Source organism: Lysobacter solisilvae (assembly GCF_016613535.2).
GTDB classification, from domain to species: domain Bacteria; phylum Pseudomonadota; class Gammaproteobacteria; order Xanthomonadales; family Xanthomonadaceae; genus Agrilutibacter; species Agrilutibacter solisilvae.
Genome location: NZ_CP071518.1, coordinates 3,437,934 through 3,463,720, shown reverse-complemented (window position 1 = coordinate 3,463,720; position 25,787 = coordinate 3,437,934). Strand labels below are relative to the sequence as shown.

Sequence of the window (25,787 nt, the reverse complement as noted above, 5' to 3'; positions counted from 1 at the left end):
CGGGCATTCTAGGAGGCAATTGTGAACCCCGTATGTTGCGACGCGGCGAAGGCAACTTGCGCCGCGCCGCGCAGGCGTGCTGCATCGAAGGCCGCGCGCGCATGCGCAAGGAAGCCCGCGACGTCGCCGATGCCATCGACGGCGGCCGGATCCTGGCGCAGCGCCGCCCACGCGGACTGCAGCGCGGGCAGGGGCCGTGCCGGATCGACCGGGGCGGCCGCCTCCGACTTGGACAGCTTGTTCCCGAGCGCGTCGACGACCAGCGGCAGGTGCGCATGCCGGGGCACAGGCAGGCCCAGCCGCTGCTGGAGCAGGATCTGGCGGGGCGTGGAATCGAGCAGGTCGGCGCCGCGCACGACGTCGGTGATGCCCTGCGCGGCGTCGTCGACGACCACGGCCAGCTGGTAGGCCCACAGGCCCTCGGTCCGGCGCAGCACGAAATCGCCGACCTCGCGGGCGACGTCCTGGCAGTACGTCCCCTGGAGGGCGTCGTCGAACGCGATCACGGCGCCGTCGGGGACGCGCAGGCGGATCGCGGGGTCCGGACGCCGGCGGCCCGGCACGCAATGCCGATGGATGCCATGGGTGGCGCGCAGGTCCGTGCGGCTGCAGTGGCATTCGAAGGCGTCGCCCTGCGCCAGCAGGCGGTCCAGTGCGGCGGCATAGAGGGCGCCGCGTTCGCTCTGCCGCACGACCGGTTCATCCGATTGCAGGCCGAAGGCGGCCAGGGCGTCGAGCTGGCGTTGGGTCGCGCCGGCGACTTCGCGCGGCGGGTCGACGTCCTCGACGCGGACCAGCCAGGCGCCGTCGGACTGTCGAGCCAGCAGCCAGCTGCCCAGCGCGGCGACCAGCGATCCGGGATGCAGGTCGCCGGTGGGCGAGGGCGCGAAGCGTCCGCGATAGCCGGCCCCGGTGGCGGAGCGGTCGGGCGCGGCGTCGGGGCGAGTGTGCATATCAGCGCGAAGCCGGCCATTGCCTTGAATTCCGCGCGAGCCTGCCACATTTCCTGCTGACAAGGGGCCGGTTGCCCGGAAGGTATCGATATGTTCAAGCGCGTCGCGTTGTTCCTCGCCACCAACCTGGCGGTGCTGGTGCTGCTGGGCGCGGTGATGTCCATCCTGCAGGGCGTGTTCGGCATCCGGCTCGGGAACCAGGGCGGCCTGCTGGTGATGGCGGCGGTGTTCGGTTTCGGCGGCTCGCTGATCTCGCTGCTGATGTCCAAGTGGATGGCCAAGCGCAGCACCGGCGCCCACGTGATCACCCAGCCGCGTAACGAAGCCGAGCAGTGGCTGCTGCAGACGGTGCAGCGCCAGGCCCAGGCCGCCGGCGTCGGCATGCCGGAAGTGGCCATCTACGAAGCGCCGGAGATCAACGCCTTCGCCACCGGCGCGAACCGCAACAACGCGCTGGTGGCGGTGTCCACCGGCCTGCTGCGCGCCATGAGCCGCGAGGAGGCCGAAGCCGTGCTCGCGCATGAGGTCAGCCACGTGGCCAACGGCGACATGGTGACCATGGCGCTGGTGCAGGGCGTGCTCAACACCTTCGTGATCGTGCTTTCGCGCGTGGTCGGGCGAGTGATCGACGGCTTCCTCAGCGGTGGCCGCAGCGAAGGCGGTGGCATCGGCTACTTCGTCAGCGTGATGGTGCTGGACATGATCTTCGGGCTTTTCGCCAGCATGATCGCGATGTGGTTCTCGCGGCACCGCGAGTTCCGGGCCGACGCCGGCGGCGCGCACCTGGCCGGGCGCGAGAAGATGATCGCCGCGCTCCAGCGCCTGGGACAGAACCAGGGCCACAGCACGCTGCCCTCGCAGGTGCAGGCCTTCGGCATCAGCGGCGCGGTGGGCCACGGTCTGCGCCGCCTGTTCCTCACCCATCCGCCGCTGGAGGAGCGCATCCAGGCGCTGCGCGATGCCCAGCCCGAGCCGGTGGGCTAGGCCTTGGGCGCCTGAGCGCGACGCCGCCGACATCGGCCGCCGACATCGCAGGCCGCGTGGCCGCAACGAAAAAGCCCGCCTTCCGGCGGGCTTTTTCTTGTCGCGCAGGACCGGCGGTTACTGGAACTCGTAGTCCATCTCCGGGCCGGCCGGGGCGAGGAAATGGCCCTCGGCGTAGTCGATGCCCGCGCTGAACAGCGTGGACATGCTGCCCGCGTCCTGCACGTGTTCGGCGATGGTCTGCTTGCCCAGTTCCTGGGCCTTGGATGCGAACTCGCGCACGCGGGCCTGGTTCTCCGCGCTGGTGCCCAGGTCGTTCATGAAACTGCGGTCGATCTTGATGAAGCTCGCGTCGAAGTGGGTGAGCAGCTGGAACGGGTTGAGGCCGATGCCGAACTGCTCCAGGCCCACGCGCACGCCGAACTGGGCCACGCCCTGCTGGACCTGCTGCGCGGCCCGCAGGTTGGTGAACACCTTGGATTCGGGGATCTGCAGCACCAGCAGCCGCCCGTCCACGCCGTGGATCTGCAGCTGCTCGCCGACGTATTCCACCAGCTTGTCGTCCTGCAGCGAGGCCTGGGTGATCTTCACCAGCAGGCGCGTGCGGCGGTTGACGCGCTGGCGGTCGGCGATCAGGCGGATGGCCCGGCCGATCACCCAGTGGTCGATCTCGCCCAGCAGCTCGTGCTCCTCGGCGATCGGCAGGAAGGTCATCGGCTGCACGAGGCTGCCATCCTCGCCGCGCAGGCGCAGCAGGGTCTCGTACATTTCCTCGGGCGCGCCGTGCAGCGGCACGACCGGCTGGAAATGGATGACGAACTGGTCGTTGGCGATGGCTTCGCGGATGCGCTGCACCCAGGCCGCCACGCGTTCTTCCTCGGCGCGGTCGGTGGCGCTGGGGTCGAACAGCTCGTAGCGGTTGCCGCCGACGCCGATCGAGGACTGCAGCCCCTGGCTGGCCTTGGACAGGATGGCGGCGACGTTGGCGATCTTCTCGCCCACCTGCACGCCGCCGATGCTGACGGTCACGTTGAGGGAGTTGTCCCGGGCCGCCACGACGGTGTCGGCGAAGGCCTTGCGCAGGCTCTCGGCCAGGCGCGAGGTTTTTTCGTGGTCGCTGTTGCGGCTGAGCACGGCGAACTTGTGCTCGGCGAACCGGGCCACGATGTCGTCGGGCCCGACCGCGGACGCCAGGCGCTGGCCGGCGGCGGCGACCAGGTCGTCGGCCGCGTCCAGGCCGATGTCCTGCAGCAGGCGGGCGTAATGGTCGGGCTCCAGCAGGAGCAGGCCGTGCGGGGTCGCGTTCTGGGCGGTGTCGGACACCGCGTCTTCCAGGGCGCGCAGGAAGGTCTGGCGGTTGAGCAGGCCGGTGAGCGGGTCGCGCTGCCGCAGCGCCTCGACTTCACGCGCCAGTTCGGGGTCGACCAGCTCTTCCTGCTTGCGCAGCACGACCTGCAGGCAGGCCTCGCCCTCGTAGGTGGCCTGGGTGAACTCCATGACCGCGGGGAAGTGGCCGCCCTCGGGGGTGACTGCTTCGGTCTCGTAGCGGGGCGGCGGCGCCTCGCCCTTGGAGAGCTGCTTGAGCAGCTTCTTGAACTCGTCGACCTTCTTGGGGGAGACCAGGTCCAGCAGCGACATGCCTTCGATGTCCTCGAAGGATTCGAAGCCGAACATCTCCAGGTAGGCCGCGTTGGCGCGGATGTGCATGCCTTCGTGGATGTAGGCGATCGGGTCGCGCGAGGAGTCGATCAGGGCATCGCAGCGGCGCTCGAGCTCGCGCATCTGCGCGTCGAGCCGGCGGTAGGAGCGGCGGGCTTCCAGGTCGATCCATTCGGTGCGCACGGTCTTGAGCACATGGTCCATGTGCTCGCGCAGGGCGACGGCGCGGGCGCCCATGTTCATCAGCTGCAGCAGCTGGGTCTCGTCCAGGCGGTCGACCAGGACGATCACGGGCAGGTCCTTGCCGCTCGCGTCGATCTTTTCCATGACCCGCTTGAGCGGCACCAGCCCCGAATTCTGGGCGACCAGCACCAGGTCCTGCGGGGGGCCGTCGATGAGGGACTGCAACTGGTCCTCGTCCTCGGGCCGTGACGGACGGACCGCGACGCCGGCGTTGCGCAGACCACTGACAATGGCCTCCGCCGCCTCGACGCTGTCGTCGACCAGCAGCAGCTTCAAGGCCACGTCTTTACCGAATTGCATTCCCCATACCTCCAGGCCAGGCGGCTCCGCGACGTCCTGGTGGCGCTCACCGTAGGCCGGGTTTATGACATGAAGGCGCGGTGGCCGTCCATGTGCACGATCGTCTGCTGTGCCGGGATGTGCATTTTTGTTACGCGAGGCGGGCATGATCCCTCCAACGCGACAGGGGCCGCCGGGCGGACGCTGCCGGATCAGAGCGGCCGCTTGCCGGGATCACCGGGCACCTCGCGTACGAGTCTGGGTACCAGATAGCCCGACAGTCGTGACGCCAGCGTGGTGTGCAGCTGCCGGGCCCGATCGTCGGAGACCTCGAAGTGGGCGGCGCCCTGCACGCGATCGAGCTGGTGCAGGTAGTAGGGCAGCACGCCGGCCTGGAAGCCGCGCTCGCACAGCTCGGCCAGCGCCTCGACGCTGTCGTTGACCCCGCGCAGCAGCACCGCCTGGTTGAGCAGTACCGCGCCGGCCGAACGCAGCCGGCGGCACGCTTCGTCCACGCTGGCGTCGAATTCCCGGGCGTGGTTGGCGTGCAGCACCACGGTCACCGGCCACGGCAGCGCGCCCAGCCACCCGAGCAGTTCCTCGTCCACCCGTTCGGGCAGGACGACGGGCAGGCGCGTGTGGATCCGCAGGCGTCGCAGGTGGGGGATCCGGGCCAGGGCCCGGGTGAGTTCGGCCAGCTTGGGGGTGGCCAGGGACCAGGGGTCGCCACCGGACAGGATCACTTCGTCGATCGACGGGTCCTCGGCGATCAGCGACACCGCCTGCGCCCATTGCCCGGCCGCGGCAGTCTCCTGCGCGTAGGGGAAATGGCGGCGGAAGCAGTATCGGCAGTTCACCGCGCAGCTGCCGGTGGTGATCAGCAGGGCCCGGCCCTGGTACTTGCGGATCACGCCATCGCCGGCCCGCGCGGCGCTGTCGCCGACCGCATCGAGGCTGAAGCCGGGCATCGGCTGCAGCTCTTCGCCCAGGGGCAGGACCTGGCGCAGCAGGGGATCGTGGGGGTCGCCCGCCCGCATGCGCGCCACGAAAGCGCGCGGGACCCGCAGCGGGAACTGCGCGGCCGCCGCGGCGTCCACGCCCAGTGCCGCGGGGTCGAGCCCGAGCAGGTCCAGCAGTTCGCGCGGATCGCGGATCGCCTCGCGCCACAGCCGCTGCCAGCGCGCGCCGGCGGAAGGGGGCGAAGCTCCCTCGGCCGGGGCCGCGGGCTGCGCGGGGAAGGGGGAGGCAGGTATCATGTCGGACTCGGTTGTGACCTGGCGCCCATGGCTCCGGCGCAGCCCGACATTCTAGCCGCCCGCCGCCCGTGGCGCAGTGGCGTCAACGATCAACTATCTGCAGGAGTTCCAGCATGGCCACCCTGGGCATGAACGACGTCAAGAACGGTCAGAAGATCCTGGTCAACAACGACCCGTGCATCATCACCGAGACCGAATACGTCAAGCCGGGCAAGGGCCAGGCCTTCACCCGCGTGAAGTACCGCAGCATCAAGTCGGGCCGCGTGGTCGAAATGACCATGAAGGCGACCGACAGCGTCGAGCAGGCCGACGTGGTCGACACCGACATGCAGTACCTGTACTCCGACGGCGAGTACTGGCACTTCATGAACCAGGAGTCGTTCGAGCAGGTGCAGTCCGACAAGGCCGGCATGGCCGGCGCGGAGAAGTGGCTCAAGGGCGAGGAGGAGTGCGTGGTCACGCTGTGGAACGGCACCCCGATCGCCGTGCAGCCGCCGAACTTCGTCGAGCTCAAGATCGTCGAGACCGACCCGGGCGTGCGCGGCGACACCTCCGGCGGCGGCGGCAAGCCGGCCACCCTGGAGACCGGCGCCGTGGTGCGCGTGCCGCTGTTCGTCGGCCAGGACGAGATGATCAAGGTCGACACGCGCTCGGGTGAATACGTCTCGCGCGTCAAGTAACGCAACGGTAAAGCACGACCGCGGCCGCTGCGGCCGCACGGGTCGGTCGATCGCGTCCCGCGATCGGCCGGCCGGATGGGCCGGCGAGCTTCGCCCGGCGCGCCGCCGACGATGGCGGCCGCGGTACCGGAACGGGGTGGCCATGGCGCCCCGACCTGTCACCGGGCCGGCGCCCGGATCGGTTAGGGTGGGGCGCACGACGCCCCCACGCGAGATGACTGCCGCACATGACTGACGTCTTCCCCGAGGCCTGCGACCTGCTGATCGAGGCCGGCTTCGTCGTTCCCGTCGAACCCCACGCCGTCGTGCTGGAGCGGCACGCCGTGGCCGTCCGGGACGGCGAGATCCTGGCGGTGCTCCCGATCGCCGACGCCCGTGCCCGCTACGCACCGCGCGAGACCGTCTCGCGCCCGGGCGCCGCGTTGATTCCCGGCCTGGTGAACGCCCATACGCACAACCCGATGACGCTGCTGCGCGGCGTCGCCGACGACCTGCCGCTGATGGAGTGGCTGCAGGGCCACATCTGGCCGATCGAGGGGGCGGTGATCTCCCCATCGTTCGTCGAGGATGGCGTCACCCTGGCCATTGCCGAAATGCTCCGCGGCGGGACCACCTGCGCCAACGAGAACTATTTCTTCCCCGACGTGCAGGCCGCCGTGTACCGGCGCCATGGCTTCCGCGCGCGGGTAGGGTTGCCGGTCATCGATTTCCCGACGGCCTGGGCCAGGACGTCGGAGGAATACTTCGACCGCGCCACCCAGGTGCACGACCAGTGGCGCGACGATCCCCTGGTCGCGACCAGTTTCGCGCCGCACGCGCCCTACACGGTCAGCGACGCGAATTTCGAGCGGATCCGCATGCTGGCCGACCAGCTGGACCTGCCGGTGCACCTGCATACGCATGAGACCGCGCAGGAAGTCACCGAGTCGCAGGAGAAGCACGGGCAGCGTCCGCTGGCCCGCCTGGACCGCCTGGGCCTGGTCAATGACCGCCTGGTGGCGGTTCACATGACCCAGCTCACCGACGGCGAAATCGAGCTGTGCGCGCAGCGCGGCGTGAGCGTGGTGCATTGCCCCGAGTCCAACCTCAAGCTGGCTTCGGGGTTCTGCCCGGCCGGACGCCTGCAGCGCGCGGGTGTCACGCTGGCCCTGGGCACCGATGGCTGCGCGAGCAACAACGACTTGGACATGTTTGGCGAAGCCCGCACCGCCGCCCTGCTGGCCAAGGCCGTGGCCGAAGACGCCTCGGTGCTCGACGCGGCCAGCACGCTGCGCGCGGCGACGCTGGGCGGCGCGCGCGCGGTGGGGTGGGAGTCGCGCATCGGGTCGATCGTCCCGGGCAAGCAGGCCGACCTGGTCTGCGTCGACCTCGACCAGCTCGAGACCCAGCCGCTGCACCACGTGGTGTCGCAGCTGATCTACGCGGCCGGGCGCCACCAGGTCAGCGACGTCTGGATCGCCGGCCGTCCACGCCTGCGCGACCGCGTCCTGGTCGACATGGACGTGCCTGCCCTGCTGGCCAACGCCAGGCAGTGGCGCGAACGCATCGCGGCCATCCGCCTGAGCTGATGCCGGCCTGCCCGGGATCTCGGCTCACTCGCATCGCGCGTGGCGTGTCCGGGTGCGCGCGCCGACAATCTGCGACAATCGCGGCATGAGCGCGCAGGCACCGGACGACAATTTCAGCCAGGCCGAACTCGACAAGTTCGGCGCGCTGGCGCAGCGCTGGTGGGACCCGGAAGGCCCGCAGAAGGCGCTGCATGCACTGAACCCCACGCGCCTGGGCTACGTCGCCGAGCGCGCGCGGCTGCAGGGCGCGCACGTCCTCGACGTGGGCTGCGGCGCCGGCCTGCTGAGCGAGGCGCTGGCACGCAACGGCGCCCAGGTCACCGCGCTCGACCTGGCGCCGGAGCTGATCAAGGTGGCCCGCCTGCATCGCCTGGAAAGCGGCGTCAGCGTGGACTACCGGCTGCAGTCGGCCGAGTCGCTGGCGCAGGAAATGCCGGGCCATTTCGACGCCGTCACCTGCATGGAAATGCTCGAGCACGTGCCCGATCCGCTGGCGATCATCCGCGCCTGCGCGGACCTGCTCAAGCCGGGCGGCCGCCTGTTCCTGTCCACGCTCAACCGCACGCCTGCCGCGTTCGCGCTGGCCATCGTGGGCGCCGAATACCTCGCGCGGCTGCTGCCCCGCGGCACGCACCAGTACCGCGACTTCATCCGTCCGTCCGAACTGGCCGCCTGGCTGCGCAGCTGCGGGCTGGTGGTGGAAGACGTCAGCGGCCTGATGTACGAACCCTGGCGCAATGCGGCCCGGCTGGTCTCGCGCACCGACGTGAACTACCTGGTCTGCGCGCGCAAGTCCGAAGGCGGCTGGAACGGGGACTGATCCCTCCAGCGTGCCCCGCCTTCGCAGACGTCCTTTCCGCGCGGCCAGCCGCGCTTCCACCGATCACCTGATATCCGCGAGCCCATGTCCTTTCCGCGCCTGGCCCTGTTCGACCTCGATGGCACCCTGCTCGACAGCGCGCCGGACATGCTGGCGGTGGTCAACCACATGCGGTCCCTGCACGGCCGGGAGCCGATGCCGTTGTCGACACTGCGGCCGGTGGTCTCCAAAGGTGCGCGCGCGATGCTGGCCGCGGCCTTTCCGGACATCGACACCACCATCCGCGAGTCCTGGGTGCCGGACTTCCTGGCCCACTACGAACGCGAACTCGGACGCCACGGCGAACCGTTCCCGGGCGTACCGGCGATGCTCGACGCGCTCGAGGCCGATGGCTGCACCTGGGGCATCGTCACCAACAAGCCCGAATACCTGGCCCGCCAGCTGATGCCGCTGCTCGGCTGGCAGGCGCGCTGCGCGGTGCTGATCGGCGGCGACACGCTGCCTGTGCGGAAGCCTGACCCGCTGCCGCTGGTGCACGCCGCCCGACAGCTGGGCTTCACGCCTGCAGAGGCCGTGTACGTCGGCGACGACGAGCGCGACATCGTCGCTGCCCGTGCAGCCGGCATGCCCTCGGTGGTGGCGCTCTGGGGCTATCGGCTGGCCGATGACCGCCCCGATGCCTGGCAGGGCGATGTGCTGGTCGAGGATCCCGCGGCGCTGTGCCTGGCATCGGCGTGGCCGGATACGGTCAACGCGGGGCCGGCATGAACGGCCTGCACGAAGAGGGCGAACGCCCGCCTGAGGGGATCGATCATGCGGCCGATCGCGCGGCCGACCGCGGTCCGGACGGCGTCGACAGCTTCCTCGAGAAGTGGCGCGCGCGCTGGCCCGAATGGGACGTGGCGCAGGTCTTCGTGCCGAAGGACCAGCGGCCCCTGGTGCTGGCCTTCGCCAGCCTGCTGCAGGAACTCACCGATGCGGCCTGGGGCGGCAGCGACCGTCGTCCTGGCGAGGCCAAGCTGGGCTGGTGGATGGAGGAACTGCACGGCTGGAGCCGCGGAGCCCGCCGCCACCCGCTGGGCCTGCTGCTGCAGAAGCAGCAGGCGCCATGGGGTGGAATGGCCGCGGTGCTGGCGGATCTGCCGGCCAGCCGCGAGCGGCCGATGGATGCCGGGCAGGCGCAGTCGCAGCTGCAGGGGCTGGCAGAAAGCATCGCGGCGATCGAGCCGGTGCTGTTTCCCACGCACGGGTCCAATCCCCAGCCGGCGGAGCAGGCCGCGCTCACCACGCTGCTCCACCTGCGCCTGGCGCACCATCCGGGCGAAGCCGTGCCGCTGGAAGTAATGGCCCGCGACGCCGGCGGCGCACTGGAGGCCTGGCGACATGAGCTCTGCGGACGCGAGCGCCCGGGGGCAGGTGTCCCCCGGCCACGCCGCATCCTCGCCGCGCTGGCCCTGGCCCGCCTGCGGCGCCCGGAACCGGCCCGGCCGCTGTCGCCGGCGGTGGCGTTGCTCACCGCCTGGCGCGCCGCGCGCGGCTGAGGCCGCCGGCGGATCGTTCCGTTCCGGGGGCTTTCTCCCGGCGATCGGACGCGGGCCGGTAGAATGGCCCGCACCGCGATTCCCCCATCGCCCGGACCCGACCCCGTGACGCCTCGCCCCGATCCCCAATCCCGCCGCCTGCCCGATGTCGCCTTCGATGCGGCCGCGATGGCGCGGCCGCTGGACTGGGTCGGGATGTCGAACATTGCCCTGCCGTTGCGCGTGGCCAGTGCCTCGGGCGAGGCCATCACGGTGCCGGCATCGGTCGACGTGAGCGTCAACCTGCGCGACGCGAACGCGCGCGGGATCCACATGTCCCGCCTGTATCTGGAACTGCAGCACGCCTTCGCCAGCGAGACCGTCACGCCGGCCGGGCTGCGCCGCGTGCTGCAGACGCTCGTGGACACCCAGGGCGGGCTGTCGACCTAGGGCAGGCTGGTGCTGCGCTACGAGCACCTGCTGCTGCGCCCCGCGCTGGCCAGCGATCACGCAGGGTGGAAGCGCTACCCGGTCGAGATCGATGCCGGCCTGATCGACGGCCACCTGCGCCTGGCGCTGCGCTTCGCGGTCGAATACTCCAGCACCTGTCCGGCATCGGCCGCGCTGTCGCGCCAGCTCAATGCCGAGCGCTTCGTCGAAGACTTCGCCGACGCGCGCCCGCTGTCCGCGGCCATCCACGAGTGGCTGGTGTCCGAACGCGGGCTCGCGGCCACGCCGCATGCCCAGCGCAGCCGCGCCGATGTTCGGGTCGAGCTGCGTCCGGCCTTCAACGAGCTGCCGTTGACGGCCCTGATCGATGCCATCGAGCAGGCGCTGGGCACCCCGGTGCAGACGGCCGTCAAGCGCGAGGACGAGCAGGCCTTCGCGCAGCTCAACGCGCAAAACCTGATGTTCTGCGAGGACGCCGCGCGGCGCGTGGCCGCGGCGCTGTCCGCCGACGCCCGCGTGGAACGGTTCGACGCGCAGGTTTCGCACTTCGAAAGCCTGCACGCGCACGATGCGGTGGCAAGGGTCAGCGGAGAAGGGGCGCAAGGTTGATACAAAGCAACTGCGATGACGAACGCGCCGCCGCGCACGACGATGTCGACGTAGGGACGAAATCGCTTTACTGACCGCGCTCCGCGCCAGAGGTTGATCCTGGACTGCCGCTATGACGAACGCGCCGCCGCGCGCGGCGACGCCACACGCTAAGGTGCCCGCTCCAGCACCAGCAGCGGATCCACCCGCACGTCGAACCAGTTCATCCCCCAATGCAGGTGCGGTCCCGTCGCCCGGCCCGTCGCGCCCACCGCGCCCACCGGCTGTCCCTGCGCCACGCTGTCGCCGACTTTCACGTCGATGCGCGACAGGTGCAGGAAGTTGGAACTCACTCCGTAGCCGTGGTCCAGCACCACGGTGCCACCGGTGAGGTAGAGATCGGGGTCGGCGAAGCTGACCATGCCATCGGCCGGTGCGAGCACGGGTGTCCCCTGTGCCGCGGCGATGTCCATGCCCGAATGCGGCGCCCGCGGTGACCCGTTGTAGACCCGCTGGTTGCCGAACCGGCCACTGATCCGGCCTTTCACCGGCCAGGCGAAGGTTTGCGCGAAGCCGGTGCGATCGTCATCGCGCAGGCGCGCGGCCGCGACGCGTTCCTGTTCCAGGCGGATGCGTTCGGCGATCGCCGGTGGCGGGTCCACGGTAGTCGGGGGGACTCCGTCGATCCGCTCCACGGGCCAGTCGCGCGGTGTCACTTGAATGACGACATCCTGCGCGCGCCCATCGGCATGCCGCACCGCTACCCGCAGGGGGCCGGCTTCATCCCGGCCGACGCCGAACACCACCGTGCCGTAAGGCGTGGCGCGCAGCGACCTCCCGTTGTACGTCGCCTGGCTGCCCGACGGCAGCCGGCCGAACACCAGCGCGCCCTGGGAGACGCGGGCGGGGAATATGGCGGTAGCCGAAACGGGTGCCGCCGAGGGGGCCGGTGCTGTCGTGCCGGGCGTGCGGGCCTGCGGCGCTCCGGCGCACCCCGCCAGCAGCAAGGCCGGCAGAAGGGCGCGCAGGGCCCGCAGATACCTCAACGGTCGAACTCCAGCCGCTGGCCCATGGCATCACCCACCAGCCGGTCGCCGTCCCAGGCAAGCACGCCGTTGACCCAGGTGGAGGCCACGCGCGAGTGGAAGGTCGTACCTTCGAACGGAGACCAGGCGCACTTGGACAGCACGTCGTCCGCGTGGACGGTGAGCGGCGTGTCTTCGATCAGCACCAGGTCGGCGGCATAGCCCTCGCGCAGGAAGCCGCGGCCGCGGACATCGAACAGTTCTGCCGGTGCGTGCGCGAACTTCTGCACGACCTGGGCCGTGGTCAGGCGCCCTTCGTGGACCAGTTCCAGCGCGGCGAGCAGGGCGTACTGCACCAGCGGCAGGCCCGACGGCGCCGTCGTGTAGGGCCGGGCCTTCTCCTCGAGCGTGTGCGGCGCGTGGTCGGTGGCGAGCACATCGATCACGTCCGCGGCCAGCGCGGCGATCAGGGCTTCGCGGTCGGAGGCATCCTTGATCGCCGGATTGCACTTGATCTTGTGACCGAGGCGGTCGTAGTCGGCGCGGTCGAAGCGCAGGAAATGCACGCAGGTCTCGGCCGTGATGCGCTTGCGCAGGCCATGCGCGTCGCGCAGCGGGCCCGGCTCGAACAGCGCCAGCTCCTCGGCGGTGCTGATGTGGAGCACGTGCAGGCGCGTGTTGTGGCGCCGCGCCAGCGACAGCGCCAGCTGCGTGGACTTCATGCAGGCCTCGCGCGACCGGATGTCCGGATGGCACCACGCGGGGATGTCGTCGCCGTACTGGGCCTTGTAGCGCGCCAGCTCGGCGTCGATCATCGGTGTGTCTTCGCAGTGCGTGATGATCGGGGTGGGCGCTTCGCGGAAGATGCTGTCCAGGGTCGCCGGGTCGTCGACCAGCATGTTGCCGGTGGATGCGCCCATGAACACCTTGATGCCCGGCGCGGTGCGCGGGTCGAGCTGGCGGATCGCCTCGAGATTGTCGTTGCTGGCGCCCAGGTAGAAGCCGTAGTTGCCCCATGCGCGGCCGTGCGCGCGGCGGTACTTGTCCTCCAGCGCGGCGGCGTCCAGCGTCGGCGGGTTGGTGTTGGGCATGTCCATGAAGGTGGTCAGCCCGCCCGCCACGGCGGCGGCCGATTCGGTGGCCATGTCGGCCTTGTATTCCAGGCCGGGTTCGCGGAAATGCACCTGGTCATCGATCATGCCGGGCAGCAGGCGGCGCCCGCGCGCATCGATCACCGTTTCGAAGCCGCGCGCGGCCAGGCCCGTTCCGATCTGGGCGATGCGTCCCTGTTCGATGCGCAGGTCGCCGTCGAACTCGCGCCCCTCGTTGACCAGGCGCGCGTTGACGATGAGGGTCGCGGGAGAGTTCTGCTGGCTCGGCATGCGCGCGGTATCCGTGGGAGTCAGTGGGCGGGCGGCACGGGATCGTGTCCGCCCGGATGCAGAGGATGGCATTTCAGCAGGCGCCGGGTCGCCAGCCAGCTGCCCTTGAGCGCGCCGAACCGGGCGATGGCTTCCATCGCATAGACCGAGCAGGTGGGATGGAACCGACAGGCCGGACCGATCATGGGGCTGATCCAGCGCTTGTAGCCGCGCAGCATCGCAATGAGCAGTCGGTCGATCACGGTTCCTTCATGCGGGCAGGCAGTTACTGGCGCGACGACGGGGATGCCGGTTTCGTCGTGTGAATTGCGTGGGTGAAGCGCGGTTGCCGCGGTCCCCGGGGCAGGGTATAACAGCGCGCTTTCCAGTTACAGGGTTGCAACGGAAAGGCCGGGCCAAGGGGCACATTGCTTTTTTCAGCCAATGGCCCAAATCTGTCCCGCGGATCGGTGCTCGCCGTCCGGACTCACCGAGTTGGACAACCCAGCAGTAACCAGAGGACACGCCGCTCGTGGCAGCGAAGAAACCCGCGAAGAAGGCCGTCAAGGCCACCAAGAAGCCGGCATCCAAGGCCGCCCCGAAAAAGACCGCGGCCAAAAAGCCCGCCGCCGCGAAGGCGGTGAAGAAGGCGGTGGCCAAGAAGCCTGTCGCGAAGAAGGTTGCGCCTGCGAAGAAGCCGGTGGCCAAGCCCGTGGCGAAAAAGGCTGCGCCAGCCAGGAAGCCGGTCGCCAAGCCTGCCAAGTCCGCATCCAAGGCCGTAGCTGCCAAGAAGGCTTCCAAGGCCGTCGCCTCCAAGGCGATGCCGGCGAAGTCGGCCAAGCCCGCGCCGGCCAAGTCTGCGCCCGCCAGATCCGCCCCCATCAAGGCCGCCCCCACCAAGGCCGCCGCTCCGGCGAAGGCCGCGTCCCGAACCGCACCTTCCAAGCCCGCGCCCTCCAAATCCACCCCGGTCAAGGCAGCAGCCACGCCGGCGAAGGACACGGGCAGGCAGGAATCCAAGCCCAGCGTGGCCAAGTCTCCGGGCAATCGTCCGGCGGCCCGCCCCGCGCCGGCCACCCCCGCGCCGTCTGCCCCTGCAGCCAGCAAGCCCCATGTGAGCAAGTCAGAAGTGAGCAAGTCGGTAGAAACCGTCAAGACATCGCCAACCCGTGCACCGGACGTGGGCACTCCTGCCCGCCCGGTGCCTGCCCAGCGTCCCGCCGGCAAGGTCGCCGTCGCTGTCGCGGCCAGCAAGGACAAGTCGCCCGCGCCCCGCGAGAAAGTGAAAGTCGTCGAGTACAGCACTGACGACGCCACCGGCCGCCCCATCCTGCCCAAGGGCTACGTCCCCTCCTCGGAAGAGGAGTACATGAGCCCGTTGCAACTCGAGTATTTCCGCCAGCGCCTGCTGAACTGGCGTGCGGATCTGGTCGAGGAATCCAAGCAGACCATCGAGAACCTGAAGGATGAAGTGCGCGACGTGGGCGACGAAGCCGAGCGCGCCACCCGCGAGACGGAAAACTCCCTGGAACTGCGTACCCGCGACCGTTACCGCAAGCTCATCAGCAAGATCGACAGCACGCTCAAGCGCGTGGATTCGGGCGACTACGGTTTCTGCGTCGATACCGGCGAGGAAATCGGCCTGGAGCGCATGGAAGCCCGCCTGACCGCCGAACGCACGCTCGACGCCCAGGAGCGCTGGGAGCACCTGCAGAAGCAGATGGGCGACTGACCCGGTCCGTTCAAGTGTTCCACGAAGCCCCGCATCCGCGGGGCTTCGTTTTTTGGGGCTCGGCCACCGGCACCGACGGTTAGGCTCAATGCAACTCGCGCAGGTCCAGGCGACGAAGCTTCGGGGCCAGCCGCGCCGTGACGCCCACGACCAGCAGGGTCATGCAACCGCCGAACACGACGGAGGGGACCAGCCCCATCAGACGCGCCGCGACGCCGGATTCGAACGCGCCCAGCTCGTTGGACGAGCCGATGAAGATGCCGTTGATCGCCGAAACGCGCCCACGCATGTGGTCGGGCGTGGCCAGCTGGAGGATGGTGGAGCGCAGGACGACCGAGACGCCATCGAACCCGCCCGACAGCATCAGCAGGAAGGCCGAGAGCCAGAACGAGCGTGACAGGGCGAAGGCGATGATGCACAGGCCGAAGGCCGCCACCGAGAAGAGCAGCAGGCGTCCGGCGTGGCGGCTGGGTGGGTGGCGCGCCATCCAGATGCCGACCAGCACGGCGCCCGCGGCGGGGGCCGCGCGCAGGATGCCGAACGCCTCGGGACCGCCGTGGAGCACCTCGGCAATGAACGCCGGCAACAGCGCCACCGCGCCCCCGAACAGCACCGAGAACATGTCCAGGGCCTGCGCGCCCAGCACCACCTGGTGGTTGAAGACGAAGCGCAGGCCTTCGCCGATGCTGCGGAAGATGGGCGCCCGCGTGGCCGCCGCTGGCGGCTCGGTCACGCGAACCAGGATGACGGCCACGGCGGCCAGCAACGCGAGCCCGGCGGCGGTCAGGTAAGCCGTCGTCTTGCCGGTCGCGACCAGCACGCCGCCCAGCGCCGGTCCGATGACGAGCGCCGCCTGCATGTTCACGCTGGACACGCCGGCGGCCCGGGCGAATTCGTCGCGGCGCAGCACGCGCGCGAGCAGCGACATGTTGACGGGGCCGAAGAACGTGCGCACCAGGCCGCCCAGTCCCACCGCGACGTAGATCATCGCCGTGCCCGACGTTGGAACCACGCCGCTGGCGATGCCCGCCAGCAGCAGCGCGGTCGCGGCCAGGCCCAGGCATGCGGCCATGCCCAGTTTCCGCCGCGGCAGGTGGTCCACGGCGTATCCCGAGAAGGGCGCGCAGATGAAGTAGGGGATGACCTCGGCCAGCCCGATCAGCCCCAGCGCGAGGGGATCGCGGGTGATCTGGTAGACATGCCAGCCCACGGTGACGCCAATGACCTGATAGGCCAGCATCGCGAGCATGCGATAGGCCAGCAGTCCAACGAATCCGCGGTTGCGCAGGATCGAGCGCACCGTGACGGGCGTAGCGGCGTCCGCAGGCCCTGGAGTCATCACGCGGCAGCGGGCCCGCTGGAGCAACGCCGGTGCGACGCAGTCGTCGCACCCTGGATCCTGTCCGGGCGGCTCCGGGTCAGGTGCACGCCAGCGCCTGGGCGCGGTCGCGGATGAAGCCCAGCAGTGCCGTCAGTCCATTGCTGCGCGTGGGCGACAGGTGCTTGGCCAGGCCGATGTCGGCGATGTAATCGGCCTGCGTGTCCAGGATCTCGCTGGCGCTGCGGCCTGCGTACACGCGCAGGGCCAGGTAGATCAGGCCCGAGACGATGGCCGAATCGCTGATGGCATGGAAGTCGAGCCGATCGGCATCGCCTTCGCCCACGATCCACACCATCGACTGGCAGCCGCGCAGGCGGTTGTCTTCGGTCTTCCAGTCGTCGGGAAATTCCGGGAGCTTGCGTCCCAGGTCGATCAGGTACTGGTAGCGCTCGGCCCAGTCGCCGAAGAACGCAAACTCCTCGCGGATCGCGGCCTGGGCCTGCTCGGCGGTGGGTTCGAGGGGGAACGGCGAGGCGATCAAGGCAACTCTGGGTTGAAGGGGGATGAAGGTGCGCGCCGGTGTTTCACGCGCGACGCCAGCGTACGCCCTGTGCCGTGTCCTCCAGGAGAATCCCCTGTCCCAACAGGTCCTCGCGGATGGCATCGGCGCGCGCGAAATCGCGCGACTTCTTGGCCGCGTTGCGTTCGTCGATCAGCAGCTGGATGCGCGCATCGTCGTCGTCGGCGGCGCCGCGGGCGAACCAGTCCGCGGGCGCCTGCTGCAGCAGGCCCATGGCCAGGCCGGCGCCCAGCAGTTCGCCCTTCAGGCGTGCGCGCTCCTGCGGCGCCTCGGCCTTGCGCGCTTCGCCCGCGATGCGGGCGATTTCGGCCAGCACGGCCGGCGTATTGAGGTCGTCGTCCAGTGCGGCATCCACTTCGACGGGGATGGCCGGGGAAGCGGGAACGTCGGCCAGGTCGCGCAGCGTCCCGTACAGGCGGTCGAGCGTGCGGATGCTCTGCTCGATCAGCGCGTCCGACCATTCCAGCGGCTGCCGGTACTGCGCCGAGAGCAGCGCCAGGCGGAGCGCCTCGGGCGGGTAGGCGCGCACCAGGTCGTGCACGCGCTGGATGTTGCCCACCGACTTGGCCATCTTCGACCCGCCGAAATTGAGCATGCCGTTGTGCAGCCACCAGCGCGCGAACGGCTTGCCGCCGTGGGCGCACTCGCTCTGCGCGATCTCGTTCTCATGGTGCGGGAACTGCAGGTCGACGCCGCCGGCGTGGATGTCGATGGTCTCGCCCAGGTGGGCCTGCGCCATCGCAGAGCATTCGATGTGCCAGCCGGGGCGGCCGTAGCTCCACGGTGAATCCCAACCGGGCAGATCGCCCGTCGATGGCTTCCACAATACGAAGTCGCCCGGATCGCGCTTGTAAGGCGCGACTTCGACGCGTGCGCCGGCGAGCATTTCCTCCGGATCGCGCCGTGACAACTTGCCGTAGCCGTCGAAGCTGGCGACCGAGAACAGCACATGGCCCTCGGCCTCGTAGGCGTGGCCGGACTCGATGAGGCGCGCGATCATGGCGATGATGTGCGACACGTGGCCCGTGGCCGTGGGCTGGAGGTCCGGCCTGCGCACGCCGAGCGCGTCCATGTCCTCCAGATAGGCCGCGGCGAACTTGTCGGTGATGGTCGCGATCGGAACGCCCTGCTCGCTGGCGGCGTTGTTGATCTTGTCGTCGATGTCGGTGATGTTGCGCGCGTACGCCAGGCCCCCGTAGCGTCTGCGGAGCAGACCCGACAGCACGTCGAACACGACCGGGCCGCGGGCGTTGCCGATGTGCACGAAGTTGTAGACCGTCGGCCCGCACAGATACATCGTCACGCGTGCGGGATCGAGGGGAGCGAAGCGCTCGACGCGTCGCGTCAGGCTGTTGAAGAGATGCAGGGTCATGTAGGGTGTCGCGACTGTCCTGCCGCCATTTTAGCCGGCCTTAGCGGAGATTCAGGGCCTGGGCGGGACTGTCGCCTACAATCCTTCGACACGAGCCCGACCTGCGCGCGATGCCCCGTTCCTGTTTTCTGCCCTCGCTGACCGTGGTCCTGGGCCTTGCTGGCCGGGCAGGCGTACGCGCAGAACACGGTCATCCAGGCCGAGAACGTCCGCTTCGACTACGCCCAGGTGCTGCGGGTGACGCCCGTCTACCAGACGCTGACCGCCACCCGGATGGAGCAGCGCTGCGATCCCCCGGCGCAGCCCAACCGCCTGACGCGCGCCGTCGGGGCCCTCAAGGAGGCGCTGCGGCGGGAACAGCAACAGCAGCAGGCCGCTGCCGCCAATTGCCGCAACGTGCCCGTGGAACGCGAGTTCCGGCGCCCCATCGCCTACGACGTCGATTACGTCTACAAGGGCGCCAAGTACCGGTCCAGGCTCCCGGAGGATCCGGGCAACCGCCTTCGGGTCCGTATCGCCGTGAGCCCGGTCGTCGCCTCCAGCCCGGCGCCCTGAGCGCGTGATGCCGCGCGGGTTGCGCCCGGGAGCCATGCATGCGAGCATTCGCGCCCTCATGAACCCGAACCGCGCCGACGCCGATGTGATGACCTCCGCCTGGATGGCGGCGGGCATGACCTCGCGCGCGCGCCGACCGTTGCCACCAATCCTGGTTGGGTAACGGGCGCCACCGCCTGTTCGTGTTCCACACGAAGCCCAGCCATCGCGCTGGGCTTTGTCGTTTCCGGTCCAGCGAAAACCCAGGGATTCCACCCGTTTTTCGCCTCCGGAGACCGTCATGCCCCCCAAGCACTTCCTCAATACCCAGGACTGGTCCCGTCCTGACCTCGACGCGCTGCTGACCCAGGCCGCGATGTTCAAGCGCAACCGCCTGGGCGACCAGCTCAAGGGCCGGTCCATCGCGCTGGTGTTCTTCAACTCGTCGCTGCGTACCCGCACCAGCTTCGAACTGGGCGCATTCCACCTGGGCGGGCACGCGATCGTGCTGCAGCCGGGCAAGGACGCCTGGCCGATCGAGTTCGACCTGGGCACGGTGATGGACGGGGAGGCCGAGGAGCACATCGCCGAGGTGGCGCAGGTGCTGGGTCGCTATGTCGACCTGATCGGCGTCCGCGCCTTCCCGAAGTTCGTCGACTGGTCGCTGGACCGCCAGGACCGCGTGCTGGAAGGCTTCGCGAAATACTCGCCCGTGCCGGTCATCAACATGGAGACGATCACCCATCCCTGCCAGGAGCTGGCGCACATCCTGGCTCTGCAGGAGCACTTTGGCACGACCGACCTGCGCGGTAAGAAGTACGTGCTGACCTGGACCTACCACCCCAAGCCGCTCAACACCGCGGTCGCCAACTCCGCCCTGACCATCGCCACGCGCATGGGCATGGACGTGACCCTGCTGTGCCCCACGCCTGACTACGTGCTCGACGAGCGCTACATGGGATGGGCCGAGCGCAACGTGGTGGAGAGCGGCGGGTCGCTGCAGGTCAGCCACGACATCGAGAGCGCCTACACGGGCGCCGACGTGGTCTACGCCAAGAGCTGGGGCGCGCTGCCGTACTTCGGCAACTGGGCGCCCGAGAAGCCCATCCGGGACCAATACCGCCACTTCATCGTCGACGAGGCCAAGATGGCGCTCACGCGCGACGGCGTCTTCAGCCATTGCCTGCCGCTGCGCAGGAACATCAAGGCCACCGATGGCGTGATGGACTCGCCGTCCTGCATCGCCATCAACGAGGCCGAGAACCGCCTGCACGTGCAGAAGGCGATCATGGCGGCGCTGGTGTGAGGCCTGCCGGGAGCGGCGTGGAGCGTGCGCGGGGAGCATCGTTGCCGCCCCCATTCGCAGCACGTTGCTCCGCCCGCCCGGCCGCAATCCCATCCATCCCGACGCGACTTGTTTCCGCCGTTCGTCTCCGCACTTCTTTCCAGATCCTCATTCCTTTCGGGCCCCGATCATGACCACCCCCATCCGCGACATCGTCCTCGCCTTCTCCGGCGGTCTCGACACCAGTTTCTGCGTGCCCTACCTGCAGGAGCGCGGTTGGCGCGTGCACACCGTGTTCGCGGACACCGGCGGCGTGGATGCCGAAGAACGCGCCTTCATCGAGCAGCGCGCGGCCGAGCTGGGCGTGGCCTCGCACGTCACGGTCGATGGCGGCCCGGCGATCTGGGCCGGATTCGTGAAGCCCTTCGTCTGGGCGGGCGAGGGCTACCAGGGGCAGTACCCGCTGCTGGTATCCGACCGGTACCTGATCGTCGACGCCGCGTTGCAGCGCTGCGAGGAACTGGGCACGCGCGCCATCGCCCACGGGTGCACCGGGATGGGCAACGACCAGGTGCGGTTCGACCTGGCGGTCAAGGCGCTGGGCGACTACGAGATCGTGGCGCCGATCCGCGAAATCCAGAAGGAACACACGCAGGTGCGGGCGTACGAGCAGGAGTACCTGGAAGCGCGCGGCTTCGAGGTGCGGGCCAAGCAGAAGGCCTACACGATCAACGAGAACCTGCTGGGCCTGACCATGTCCGGTGGCGAGATCGACCGCTGGCAGGCGCCGGGGCCCGGCGCGCGCGGCTGGTGCAGTCCGCGGGCGGAATGGCCCGCCCAGCCGCTGCAGGCGCGCCTGCGCTTCGTCAATGGCGAGGCCGTGGCGCTCGATGGCGAGGAACTGCCGGGCCACGTGCTGCTGGCCCGGTTGAACGCGCTGCTCGCCCCGTATGGCGTGGGCCGTGGCCTGTACACCGGCGACACGACGATCGGCCTGAAGGGGCGGATCATCTTCGAAGCGCCGGGCCTGACCGCGCTGCTGGTGGCGCACCGCGCGCTGGAGGAAGCGGTGCTGAGCAAGCACCAGAACCGTTTCAAGCCCGACGTGGCGCGCAAGTGGGTCGAGCTGGTCTACGAAGGCTTCTTCCACGACCCGCTCAAGACCGATCTGGAAGCGTTCCTCGCCTCGAGCCAGTCGACCGTAACCGGCGAGGTCGTGCTGGAAACCCAGGGCGGGCTGGTGAATGCCGTTGCCATCGATTCGCCCCACATCCTCAATGCCAAGGGCGCGACGTACGCGCAGGCGGCGGACTGGGGCGTGGCCGAGGCGGAGGGCTTCATCAAGCTGTTCGGCATGAGCAGCACGCTGTGGGCGCAGGTCAACCGCGGCTGAGCCAGCCAAAGGACGGGACACGAACATGCTCGAACACGTACTCAGGCATCTGGAGGCGCTGGTGGCCTTCGATACCCGCAATCCGCCGCGCTTGATCGGCACCGGTGGCATTTTCGATTACCTGCGCGCGCAGTTGCCCGGCTTCCGCATCGAAGTGACGGACTTCGGCGCCGGCGCGGTGTCGATGCTGGCCGTGCGCGGCCAACCCCGGCGGGTATTCAACGTGCACATGGACACGGTGCCGGCCTCGCCGGCATGGACGGCCGACCCGCACCGCCTGCGTGTCACAGCCGACCGCGCCATCGGCCTTGGAGCGTGCGACATCAAGGGCGCGGCGGCGGGTCTGCTGGTCGCGGCCGCCCAGACGACAGGCGATGCCGCGTTCCTGTTCAGTACCGACGAGGAGGCCAACGACCCGCGCTGCATCGCCGGATTCCTCGCCAGTCCGCACGGTTTCAGCGAAGCGGTCGTCGCCGAGCCCACGCGGTGCGAGGCCGTGCTTGCCCATCGCGGAATCGCGTCGGTGCTGATGAGATTCACCGGCCGGGCGGGGCACGCCTCGGGTCAGGAGGCCCTGCAGGCCAGCGCACTGCACCATGCGATGCGTTGGGGCAGCGCTGCGCTGGACCTGGTCGAGTCGCAGGCGCACCAGCGCTTCGGCGGGCTCACGGGATTGCGCTTCAACATCGGCCGCGTGGATGGCGGCATCAAGGCCAACATGATCGCGCCTGCCGCCGAGGTGCGCTTCGGCTTCCGGCCGCTGCCCTCGATGTCGATCGACGCGCTGCACGCCCAGTTCGGCGCGCTGGCGCCGGCCGGGGCCATCGAACACTACGAGGAGACCTTCCGCGGCCCGCCGCTGCCGGCGGGCGATGTCGCCGGTGCCGAACAGCGGCGCCTGGAGGCGAGGGACCTGGCCGATGCGCTGGACCTCCCCATCGGCAATGCCGTGGACTTCTGGACCGAAGCATCGCTGTTCTCGGCCGCGGGGCTGACCGCAATCGTCTACGGCCCGGGCGACATCGCCCAGGCCCATACGTCGGATGAGTGGGTCGCCCTGGACCAGCTTCATGCCGCCGCCACCACCTACCGCCGTCTACTGGAAGCCTGACCATGAGCGCCACCGCCCACGCCGTGTCCTCGGATGCAAAATCCGCCTTTGCCGTAATCGAGCCTCGCGCTTCGCAGGCCGACGCCTCCGCCACGACCGTCCTGGCGGGCGATCGGGGGGCACTTCCGGTCTGCCACAGCGACGCTGCCTCCTGAGTTCAGGCTGACCATGACCGACATGCGCAATACGATCGTCCGGCTGCTGTCCAACATGGCCAGCGCGAAGGAGATCCAGCAGTACCTGAAGCGCTTCTCCCAGGTCGACGCCTCGCGCTTCGCCGTCGTCAAGGTCGGCGGTGCGGTGCTGCGCGACGACATCGACGCGCTGGTGTCCTCGCTCGCGTTCCTGCAGCAGGTGGGCCTGACGCCCATCGTCGTGCACGGCGCGGGACCGCAGCTCGACGAGCAGATGCGCCTGGCCGGGATCGAGAAGCGCACGGTCAACAACCTGCGCGTCACCGACGGTCCGGTCCTGGGCGTGGTGCGCCGGGTGATGCGGGAGGAGAACCTCAAGCTGGTCGAGGCGCTGCAGGCGCAGGGTGTGCGCGCCACGTCGATCCAGTCGGGGGTGTTCGAGGCCGAGTTCCTCGACCGCGACGTCTACGAACTGGTCGGTCGCGTGGTCCGCGTGGACACCGACGGCATCCAGGCGGCGATCAAGGTCGGCTCCATCCCGGTGATCGCATCACTGGCCGAGACCGAGCAGGGGCAGATCGTCAACGTCAACGCCGACTGGGCGGCGAACGAACTGATCAAGACCCTGCAACCGTACAAGATCGTCTTCCTGACCGGCACCGGTGGCCTGCTGGACGAAAAGGGCAAGGTGATCGATTCGATCAACCTGTCGACCGAGTACGAACACCTGATCGCGCAGCCGTGGATCAATGGCGGCATGCGCGTGAAACTGGAGCAGATCAAGGACCTGCTGGACGTCCTGCCGCTGTCGTCGTCGGTCTCGATCACGCGCCCGGCGGAGCTGGCCAAGGAACTGTTCACCCATCGCGGCTCCGGCACCGTGGTCAGGCGCGGCGAGCGCGTGCTCAGCGTCCGGCACTGGGACGAGTTGGACGTGGCGCGGCTGCGTGAACTGATCGAGTCGGCGTTCGGACGCCGGCTGATGCCGGACTACTTCGATCGGACCAGGCTGCTGCGCGCCTACGTGAGCGAGAACTACCGTGCGGCCGTCATCCTCACCGACGAGGACGGCTACACCTACCTGGACAAGTTCGCCGTGCTCGACGAGGCGCAGGGCGAGGGCCTGGGCCGCGCGGTCTGGCAGGTGATGCGCGACGAAACGCCTCGCCTGTTCTGGCGCTCGCGCCGCGGCAATCCCGTCAACGGCTTCTACTTCGCCGAGAGCGACGGCTGCATCAAGGAAGACAAGTGGAAGGTCTTCTGGTACGGCCTGGATACATTCGAGCAGATCGCGCACTGCGTCGAACACTGCAGCGGCCGACCGCCCACGTTGAAGGACTGAGCATGAACATGGAACGAGACCTGTCCCCCTGGAGCGTGGTGCCGACCTTGTCGGGCGAGCACGTCCGCCTGGAACCGCTGGGGCTGGAGCACGCCGACGGCCTGCGGGCGGCGGTACGGCCCGACCGGCTGTGGGAGCTGTGGTACACGAGCATCCCGCGGCCGGAGGAAGCGCAGGAGTACATCCAGGCCGCGCTGGACCAGCAGGCGCGCGGCGAAGCGCTGCCGTTTGCCGTGCGCGACGCGGCGGGGGAGGTGGTCGGGTCGACGCGCTACTACCAGCTCGACCCCCGGGTGCCGCGCCTGTGCATCGGCTACACCTGGTATGCCACGCGCGTGCAGCGGACTGGCCTCAACACGCAGGCGAAGCTGCTGCTGCTCACACACGCGTTCGAAACGCTGCACTGCGCCGCGGTGACCTTCGAAACCAGCTGGTTCAACCAGGCCTCGCGCGCGGCCATCGCCCGCCTGGGCGCACGCCAGGACGGCGTGCTGCGCAACCACATGCGGCATCGCGACGGGACGCTGCGGGACACCGTGGTGTTTTCGATAACCCAGGACGAGTGGCCGGCGGTGAACAATCACCTGCGGATGAAGCTGGCGCGCCATGACTGAGCACAGCCCGCAGACAAGCACACGGCGGCGGATCGGCATCGTGGGCGCCCGCGGCCACGTCGGCTCGGAGCTGATCCGGCTGGTCGCCGCGCATCCGGCGCTGGATCTGGCCTTCGTGTCCTCGCGCGAGCGCGCGGGCCAGCGGCTGGATGCGCACGAACCGGGTTACTCGGGCGATCTGGTCTATGGATCACTCGGGCCGCAGGACGTGGCCGGGCAGGGCGTCGACGCGGTGGTGCTGGCCCTGCCCAACGGCAAGGCGGCGCCCTTCGTCGAGGCCATCGATGGGATGGCACCCGGGACATGGGTGGTGGACCTGTCGGCGGACTACCGCTTCGACGACCGCTGGTACTACGGGCTCCCCGAACTTACCCGTGACCGGCGCGACGCACGCAGGCGCATCAGCAATCCGGGCTGCTACGCAACCGCCATGCAGCTGGCGATCGCGCCGCTGCGCGATGCGCTCGACGGTCCGGTGCAATGCTTTGGTGTTTCGGGCTACTCGGGTGCGGGCACCACGCCGTCCGACAAGAACGACCCGGACAAGCTGCGCGACAACCTGATGCCGTATGCCCTGACCGGGCACGTGCACGAGCGCGAAGTCAGCCGGCAACTGGGCCATCCGGTCGAGTTCATGCCGCACGTGGCCCCGCATTTCCGTGGACTGACCATTACCGCCAACCTCCATCTGCGCGACCCCATCGAACGCAGCGCCGCCGTCGCGCGTTACCGCGGTTTCTACGCGGACGAGCCGCTGGTGCGCGTGGCCGAGGACGCGCCCTGGGTCAGTGCGATCGCGGGCGCGCACCATGTCGAGATCGGCGGCTTCGCGGTATCGGAAGACGCACGCCGCCTGGTGGTCGTGGCCACGATCGACAACCTGCTCAAGGGTGCCGCCACACAGGCACTGCAGAACCTCAACCTCGCCTTTGGCCTGGACGAGACCCTGGGTATTCCCGTCTGAACCCACTGGCACATGCCGG

At 69.4% G+C, this 25,787-nt stretch carries 23 protein-coding genes and 1 pseudogene; 15 read left to right on the top strand and 9 right to left on the bottom strand.

The features are described 5' to 3' along the window. Window positions 1-8: 8 nt before the first annotated feature. Entirely contained in the window at window positions 9-953 is a 945-nt protein-coding gene (gene gluQRS / locus I8J32_RS15245) for a tRNA glutamyl-Q(34) synthetase GluQRS (RefSeq protein WP_200615988.1), read from the bottom strand. Window positions 954-1,043: 90 nt separating this feature from the next. Here gluQRS and htpX point away from each other — a divergent pair, with 90 nt between their 5' ends. Continuing rightward, window positions 1,044-1,937 carry a protease HtpX gene (htpX, locus tag I8J32_RS15240; RefSeq protein WP_207526658.1) on the top strand — a complete coding sequence of 298 codons (894 nt, stop codon included), beginning with the start codon at window positions 1,044-1,046 and terminating at the stop codon, window positions 1,935-1,937. A gap of 117 nt (window positions 1,938-2,054) precedes the next feature. Here the strand turns inward: htpX and I8J32_RS15235 are convergent, their stop codons facing one another. Further along, entirely contained in the window at window positions 2,055-4,139 is a 2,085-nt protein-coding gene (locus tag I8J32_RS15235) for an EAL domain-containing response regulator (RefSeq protein ID WP_200615985.1), read from the bottom strand. Window positions 4,140-4,330: 191 nt separating this feature from the next. Beyond that, the gene (gene epmB / locus I8J32_RS15230; protein WP_200615983.1) at window positions 4,331-5,374 is read right to left on the bottom strand and encodes an EF-P beta-lysylation protein EpmB; all 1,044 of its coding nucleotides are present in this window, start codon (window positions 5,372-5,374) and stop codon (window positions 4,331-4,333) included. Between the two features lie 113 nt (window positions 5,375-5,487). Between epmB and efp the strand changes: the two genes are divergently transcribed. The 6 genes and pseudogenes from efp (at window position 5,488) to folE2 (ending at window position 11,021) form a co-directional block, all read left to right on the top strand. Continuing rightward, window positions 5,488-6,054: an elongation factor P gene (gene efp / locus I8J32_RS15225; RefSeq protein WP_200615981.1), complete on the top strand. Its 567-nt coding sequence runs from the start codon at window positions 5,488-5,490 to the stop codon at window positions 6,052-6,054. Between the two features lie 227 nt (window positions 6,055-6,281). Beyond that, entirely contained in the window at window positions 6,282-7,622 is a 1,341-nt protein-coding gene (locus tag I8J32_RS15220) for a TRZ/ATZ family hydrolase (protein WP_200615980.1), read from the top strand. 85 nt (window positions 7,623-7,707) lie between these two features. After that, a complete protein-coding gene (gene ubiG / locus I8J32_RS15215; protein WP_200615978.1) occupies window positions 7,708-8,442 on the top strand; it encodes a bifunctional 2-polyprenyl-6-hydroxyphenol methylase/3-demethylubiquinol 3-O-methyltransferase UbiG in 735 nt (244 codons plus the stop codon). Between the two features lie 84 nt (window positions 8,443-8,526). Then, window positions 8,527-9,210 (top strand): phosphoglycolate phosphatase, encoded by a 684-nt coding sequence (locus I8J32_RS15210; RefSeq protein ID WP_200615977.1) that lies wholly within the window; start codon window positions 8,527-8,529, stop codon window positions 9,208-9,210. Further along, window positions 9,207-9,983: a phytoene/squalene synthase family protein gene (locus tag I8J32_RS15205; protein ID WP_200615975.1), complete on the top strand. Its 777-nt coding sequence runs from the start codon at window positions 9,207-9,209 to the stop codon at window positions 9,981-9,983. The genes I8J32_RS15210 and I8J32_RS15205 overlap by 4 nt, the downstream gene beginning before the upstream one ends. A 63-nt stretch (window positions 9,984-10,046) precedes the next feature. Next, window positions 10,047-11,021 (top strand): annotated as a pseudogene (gene folE2 / locus I8J32_RS15200) (GTP cyclohydrolase FolE2). Between the two features lie 149 nt (window positions 11,022-11,170). Here the strand turns inward: folE2 and I8J32_RS15195 are convergent. From I8J32_RS15195 to yidD, 3 genes are read right to left on the bottom strand one after another with little or no spacing between them, the layout of a single operon-like run. Then, a complete protein-coding gene (locus I8J32_RS15195) occupies window positions 11,171-12,016 on the bottom strand; it encodes a M23 family metallopeptidase (RefSeq protein ID WP_407061034.1) in 846 nt (281 codons plus the stop codon). Window positions 12,017-12,042: 26 nt separating this feature from the next. Then, window positions 12,043-13,407: a dihydroorotase gene (locus tag I8J32_RS15190; protein WP_200615970.1), complete on the bottom strand. Its 1,365-nt coding sequence runs from the start codon at window positions 13,405-13,407 to the stop codon at window positions 12,043-12,045. Window positions 13,408-13,427: 20 nt separating this feature from the next. Continuing rightward, window positions 13,428-13,625, bottom strand: a complete 198-nt coding sequence (gene yidD, locus I8J32_RS15185; RefSeq protein WP_207526894.1) for a membrane protein insertion efficiency factor YidD — start codon at window positions 13,623-13,625, stop codon at window positions 13,428-13,430. A gap of 293 nt (window positions 13,626-13,918) precedes the next feature. Here yidD and dksA point away from each other — a divergent pair, with 293 nt between their 5' ends. Next, entirely contained in the window at window positions 13,919-15,118 is a 1,200-nt protein-coding gene (gene dksA / locus I8J32_RS15180) for an RNA polymerase-binding protein DksA (protein WP_200615967.1), read from the top strand. 85 nt (window positions 15,119-15,203) lie between these two features. On the opposite strand, the gene I8J32_RS15175 is transcribed toward dksA, so the two are convergent. From I8J32_RS15175 to cysS, 3 genes are all read right to left on the bottom strand, one after another. Further along, on the bottom strand, window positions 15,204-16,460 hold the full coding sequence (locus I8J32_RS15175) for an MFS transporter (RefSeq protein WP_407060973.1): 1,257 nt from the start codon (window positions 16,458-16,460) through the stop codon (window positions 15,204-15,206). Window positions 16,461-16,536: 76 nt separating this feature from the next. Beyond that, on the bottom strand, window positions 16,537-16,980 hold the full coding sequence (locus I8J32_RS15170; RefSeq protein WP_200615960.1) for a SufE family protein: 444 nt from the start codon (window positions 16,978-16,980) through the stop codon (window positions 16,537-16,539). Between the two features lie 43 nt (window positions 16,981-17,023). Next, window positions 17,024-18,391, bottom strand: a complete 1,368-nt coding sequence (cysS, locus tag I8J32_RS15165) for a cysteine--tRNA ligase (RefSeq protein WP_200615958.1) — start codon at window positions 18,389-18,391, stop codon at window positions 17,024-17,026. Between the two features lie 156 nt (window positions 18,392-18,547). Here cysS and I8J32_RS15160 point away from each other — a divergent pair, with 156 nt between their 5' ends. The 7 genes from I8J32_RS15160 to argC all read left to right on the top strand — a co-directional run bounded on the left by I8J32_RS15160 (window position 18,548) and on the right by argC (window position 25,768). Continuing rightward, the gene (locus I8J32_RS15160) at window positions 18,548-18,946 is read left to right on the top strand and encodes a hypothetical protein (RefSeq protein ID WP_207526657.1); all 399 of its coding nucleotides are present in this window, start codon (window positions 18,548-18,550) and stop codon (window positions 18,944-18,946) included. 280 nt (window positions 18,947-19,226) lie between these two features. Beyond that, window positions 19,227-20,231 carry an N-acetylornithine carbamoyltransferase gene (locus tag I8J32_RS15155; RefSeq protein WP_200615955.1) on the top strand — a complete coding sequence of 335 codons (1,005 nt, stop codon included), beginning with the start codon at window positions 19,227-19,229 and terminating at the stop codon, window positions 20,229-20,231. 169 nt (window positions 20,232-20,400) lie between these two features. Further along, window positions 20,401-21,603, top strand: coding sequence for an argininosuccinate synthase (locus I8J32_RS15150; protein WP_200615954.1), 1,203 nt, complete (start codon window positions 20,401-20,403; stop codon window positions 21,601-21,603). A gap of 25 nt (window positions 21,604-21,628) precedes the next feature. Then, on the top strand, window positions 21,629-22,714 hold the full coding sequence (locus I8J32_RS15145) for an acetylornithine deacetylase (protein WP_200615952.1): 1,086 nt from the start codon (window positions 21,629-21,631) through the stop codon (window positions 22,712-22,714). Between the two features lie 177 nt (window positions 22,715-22,891). After that, window positions 22,892-24,190 carry an acetylglutamate kinase gene (locus tag I8J32_RS15140; protein WP_407060972.1) on the top strand — a complete coding sequence of 433 codons (1,299 nt, stop codon included), beginning with the start codon at window positions 22,892-22,894 and terminating at the stop codon, window positions 24,188-24,190. 2 nt (window positions 24,191-24,192) lie between these two features. Beyond that, window positions 24,193-24,804, top strand: coding sequence for a GNAT family N-acetyltransferase (locus tag I8J32_RS15135; RefSeq protein ID WP_200615949.1), 612 nt, complete (start codon window positions 24,193-24,195; stop codon window positions 24,802-24,804). Continuing rightward, window positions 24,797-25,768, top strand: a complete 972-nt coding sequence (gene argC, locus I8J32_RS15130; protein ID WP_200615948.1) for an N-acetyl-gamma-glutamyl-phosphate reductase — start codon at window positions 24,797-24,799, stop codon at window positions 25,766-25,768. The genes I8J32_RS15135 and argC overlap by 8 nt, the downstream gene beginning before the upstream one ends. The last annotated feature ends 19 nt before the right edge of the window (window positions 25,769-25,787 follow it).

What these genes read in the sequence shown, in the direction of transcription:
- htpX (WP_207526658.1), top strand. Translation starts at nt 1,044, where the DNA reads ATGTTCAAGCGCGTCGCGTTGTTCCTCGCCACCAACCTGGCGGTGCTG.
- I8J32_RS15145 (WP_200615952.1), top strand. Translation starts at nt 21,629, where the DNA reads ATGCTCGAACACGTACTCAGGCATCTGGAGGCGCTGGTGGCCTTCGAT.
- I8J32_RS15210 (WP_200615977.1), top strand. Translation starts at nt 8,527, where the DNA reads ATGTCCTTTCCGCGCCTGGCCCTGTTCGACCTCGATGGCACCCTGCTC.
- I8J32_RS15190 (WP_200615970.1), bottom strand. Translation starts at nt 13,407, where the DNA reads ATGCCGAGCCAGCAGAACTCTCCCGCGACCCTCATCGTCAACGCGCGC.
- I8J32_RS15205 (WP_200615975.1), top strand. Translation starts at nt 9,207, where the DNA reads ATGAACGGCCTGCACGAAGAGGGCGAACGCCCGCCTGAGGGGATCGAT.
- I8J32_RS15235 (WP_200615985.1), bottom strand. Translation starts at nt 4,139, where the DNA reads ATGCAATTCGGTAAAGACGTGGCCTTGAAGCTGCTGCTGGTCGACGAC.
- ubiG (WP_200615978.1), top strand. Translation starts at nt 7,708, where the DNA reads ATGAGCGCGCAGGCACCGGACGACAATTTCAGCCAGGCCGAACTCGAC.
- I8J32_RS15140 (WP_407060972.1), top strand. Translation starts at nt 22,892, where the DNA reads ATGCGCAATACGATCGTCCGGCTGCTGTCCAACATGGCCAGCGCGAAG.
- yidD (WP_207526894.1), bottom strand. Translation starts at nt 13,625, where the DNA reads ATGCTGCGCGGCTACAAGCGCTGGATCAGCCCCATGATCGGTCCGGCC.
- I8J32_RS15150 (WP_200615954.1), top strand. Translation starts at nt 20,401, where the DNA reads ATGACCACCCCCATCCGCGACATCGTCCTCGCCTTCTCCGGCGGTCTC.
- I8J32_RS15135 (WP_200615949.1), top strand. Translation starts at nt 24,193, where the DNA reads ATGAACATGGAACGAGACCTGTCCCCCTGGAGCGTGGTGCCGACCTTG.
- cysS (WP_200615958.1), bottom strand. Translation starts at nt 18,391, where the DNA reads ATGACCCTGCATCTCTTCAACAGCCTGACGCGACGCGTCGAGCGCTTC.
- gluQRS (WP_200615988.1), bottom strand. Translation starts at nt 953, where the DNA reads ATGCACACTCGCCCCGACGCCGCGCCCGACCGCTCCGCCACCGGGGCC.
- epmB (WP_200615983.1), bottom strand. Translation starts at nt 5,374, where the DNA reads ATGATACCTGCCTCCCCCTTCCCCGCGCAGCCCGCGGCCCCGGCCGAG.
- efp (WP_200615981.1), top strand. Translation starts at nt 5,488, where the DNA reads ATGGCCACCCTGGGCATGAACGACGTCAAGAACGGTCAGAAGATCCTG.
- I8J32_RS15155 (WP_200615955.1), top strand. Translation starts at nt 19,227, where the DNA reads ATGCCCCCCAAGCACTTCCTCAATACCCAGGACTGGTCCCGTCCTGAC.
- argC (WP_200615948.1), top strand. Translation starts at nt 24,797, where the DNA reads ATGACTGAGCACAGCCCGCAGACAAGCACACGGCGGCGGATCGGCATC.
- I8J32_RS15220 (WP_200615980.1), top strand. Translation starts at nt 6,282, where the DNA reads ATGACTGACGTCTTCCCCGAGGCCTGCGACCTGCTGATCGAGGCCGGC.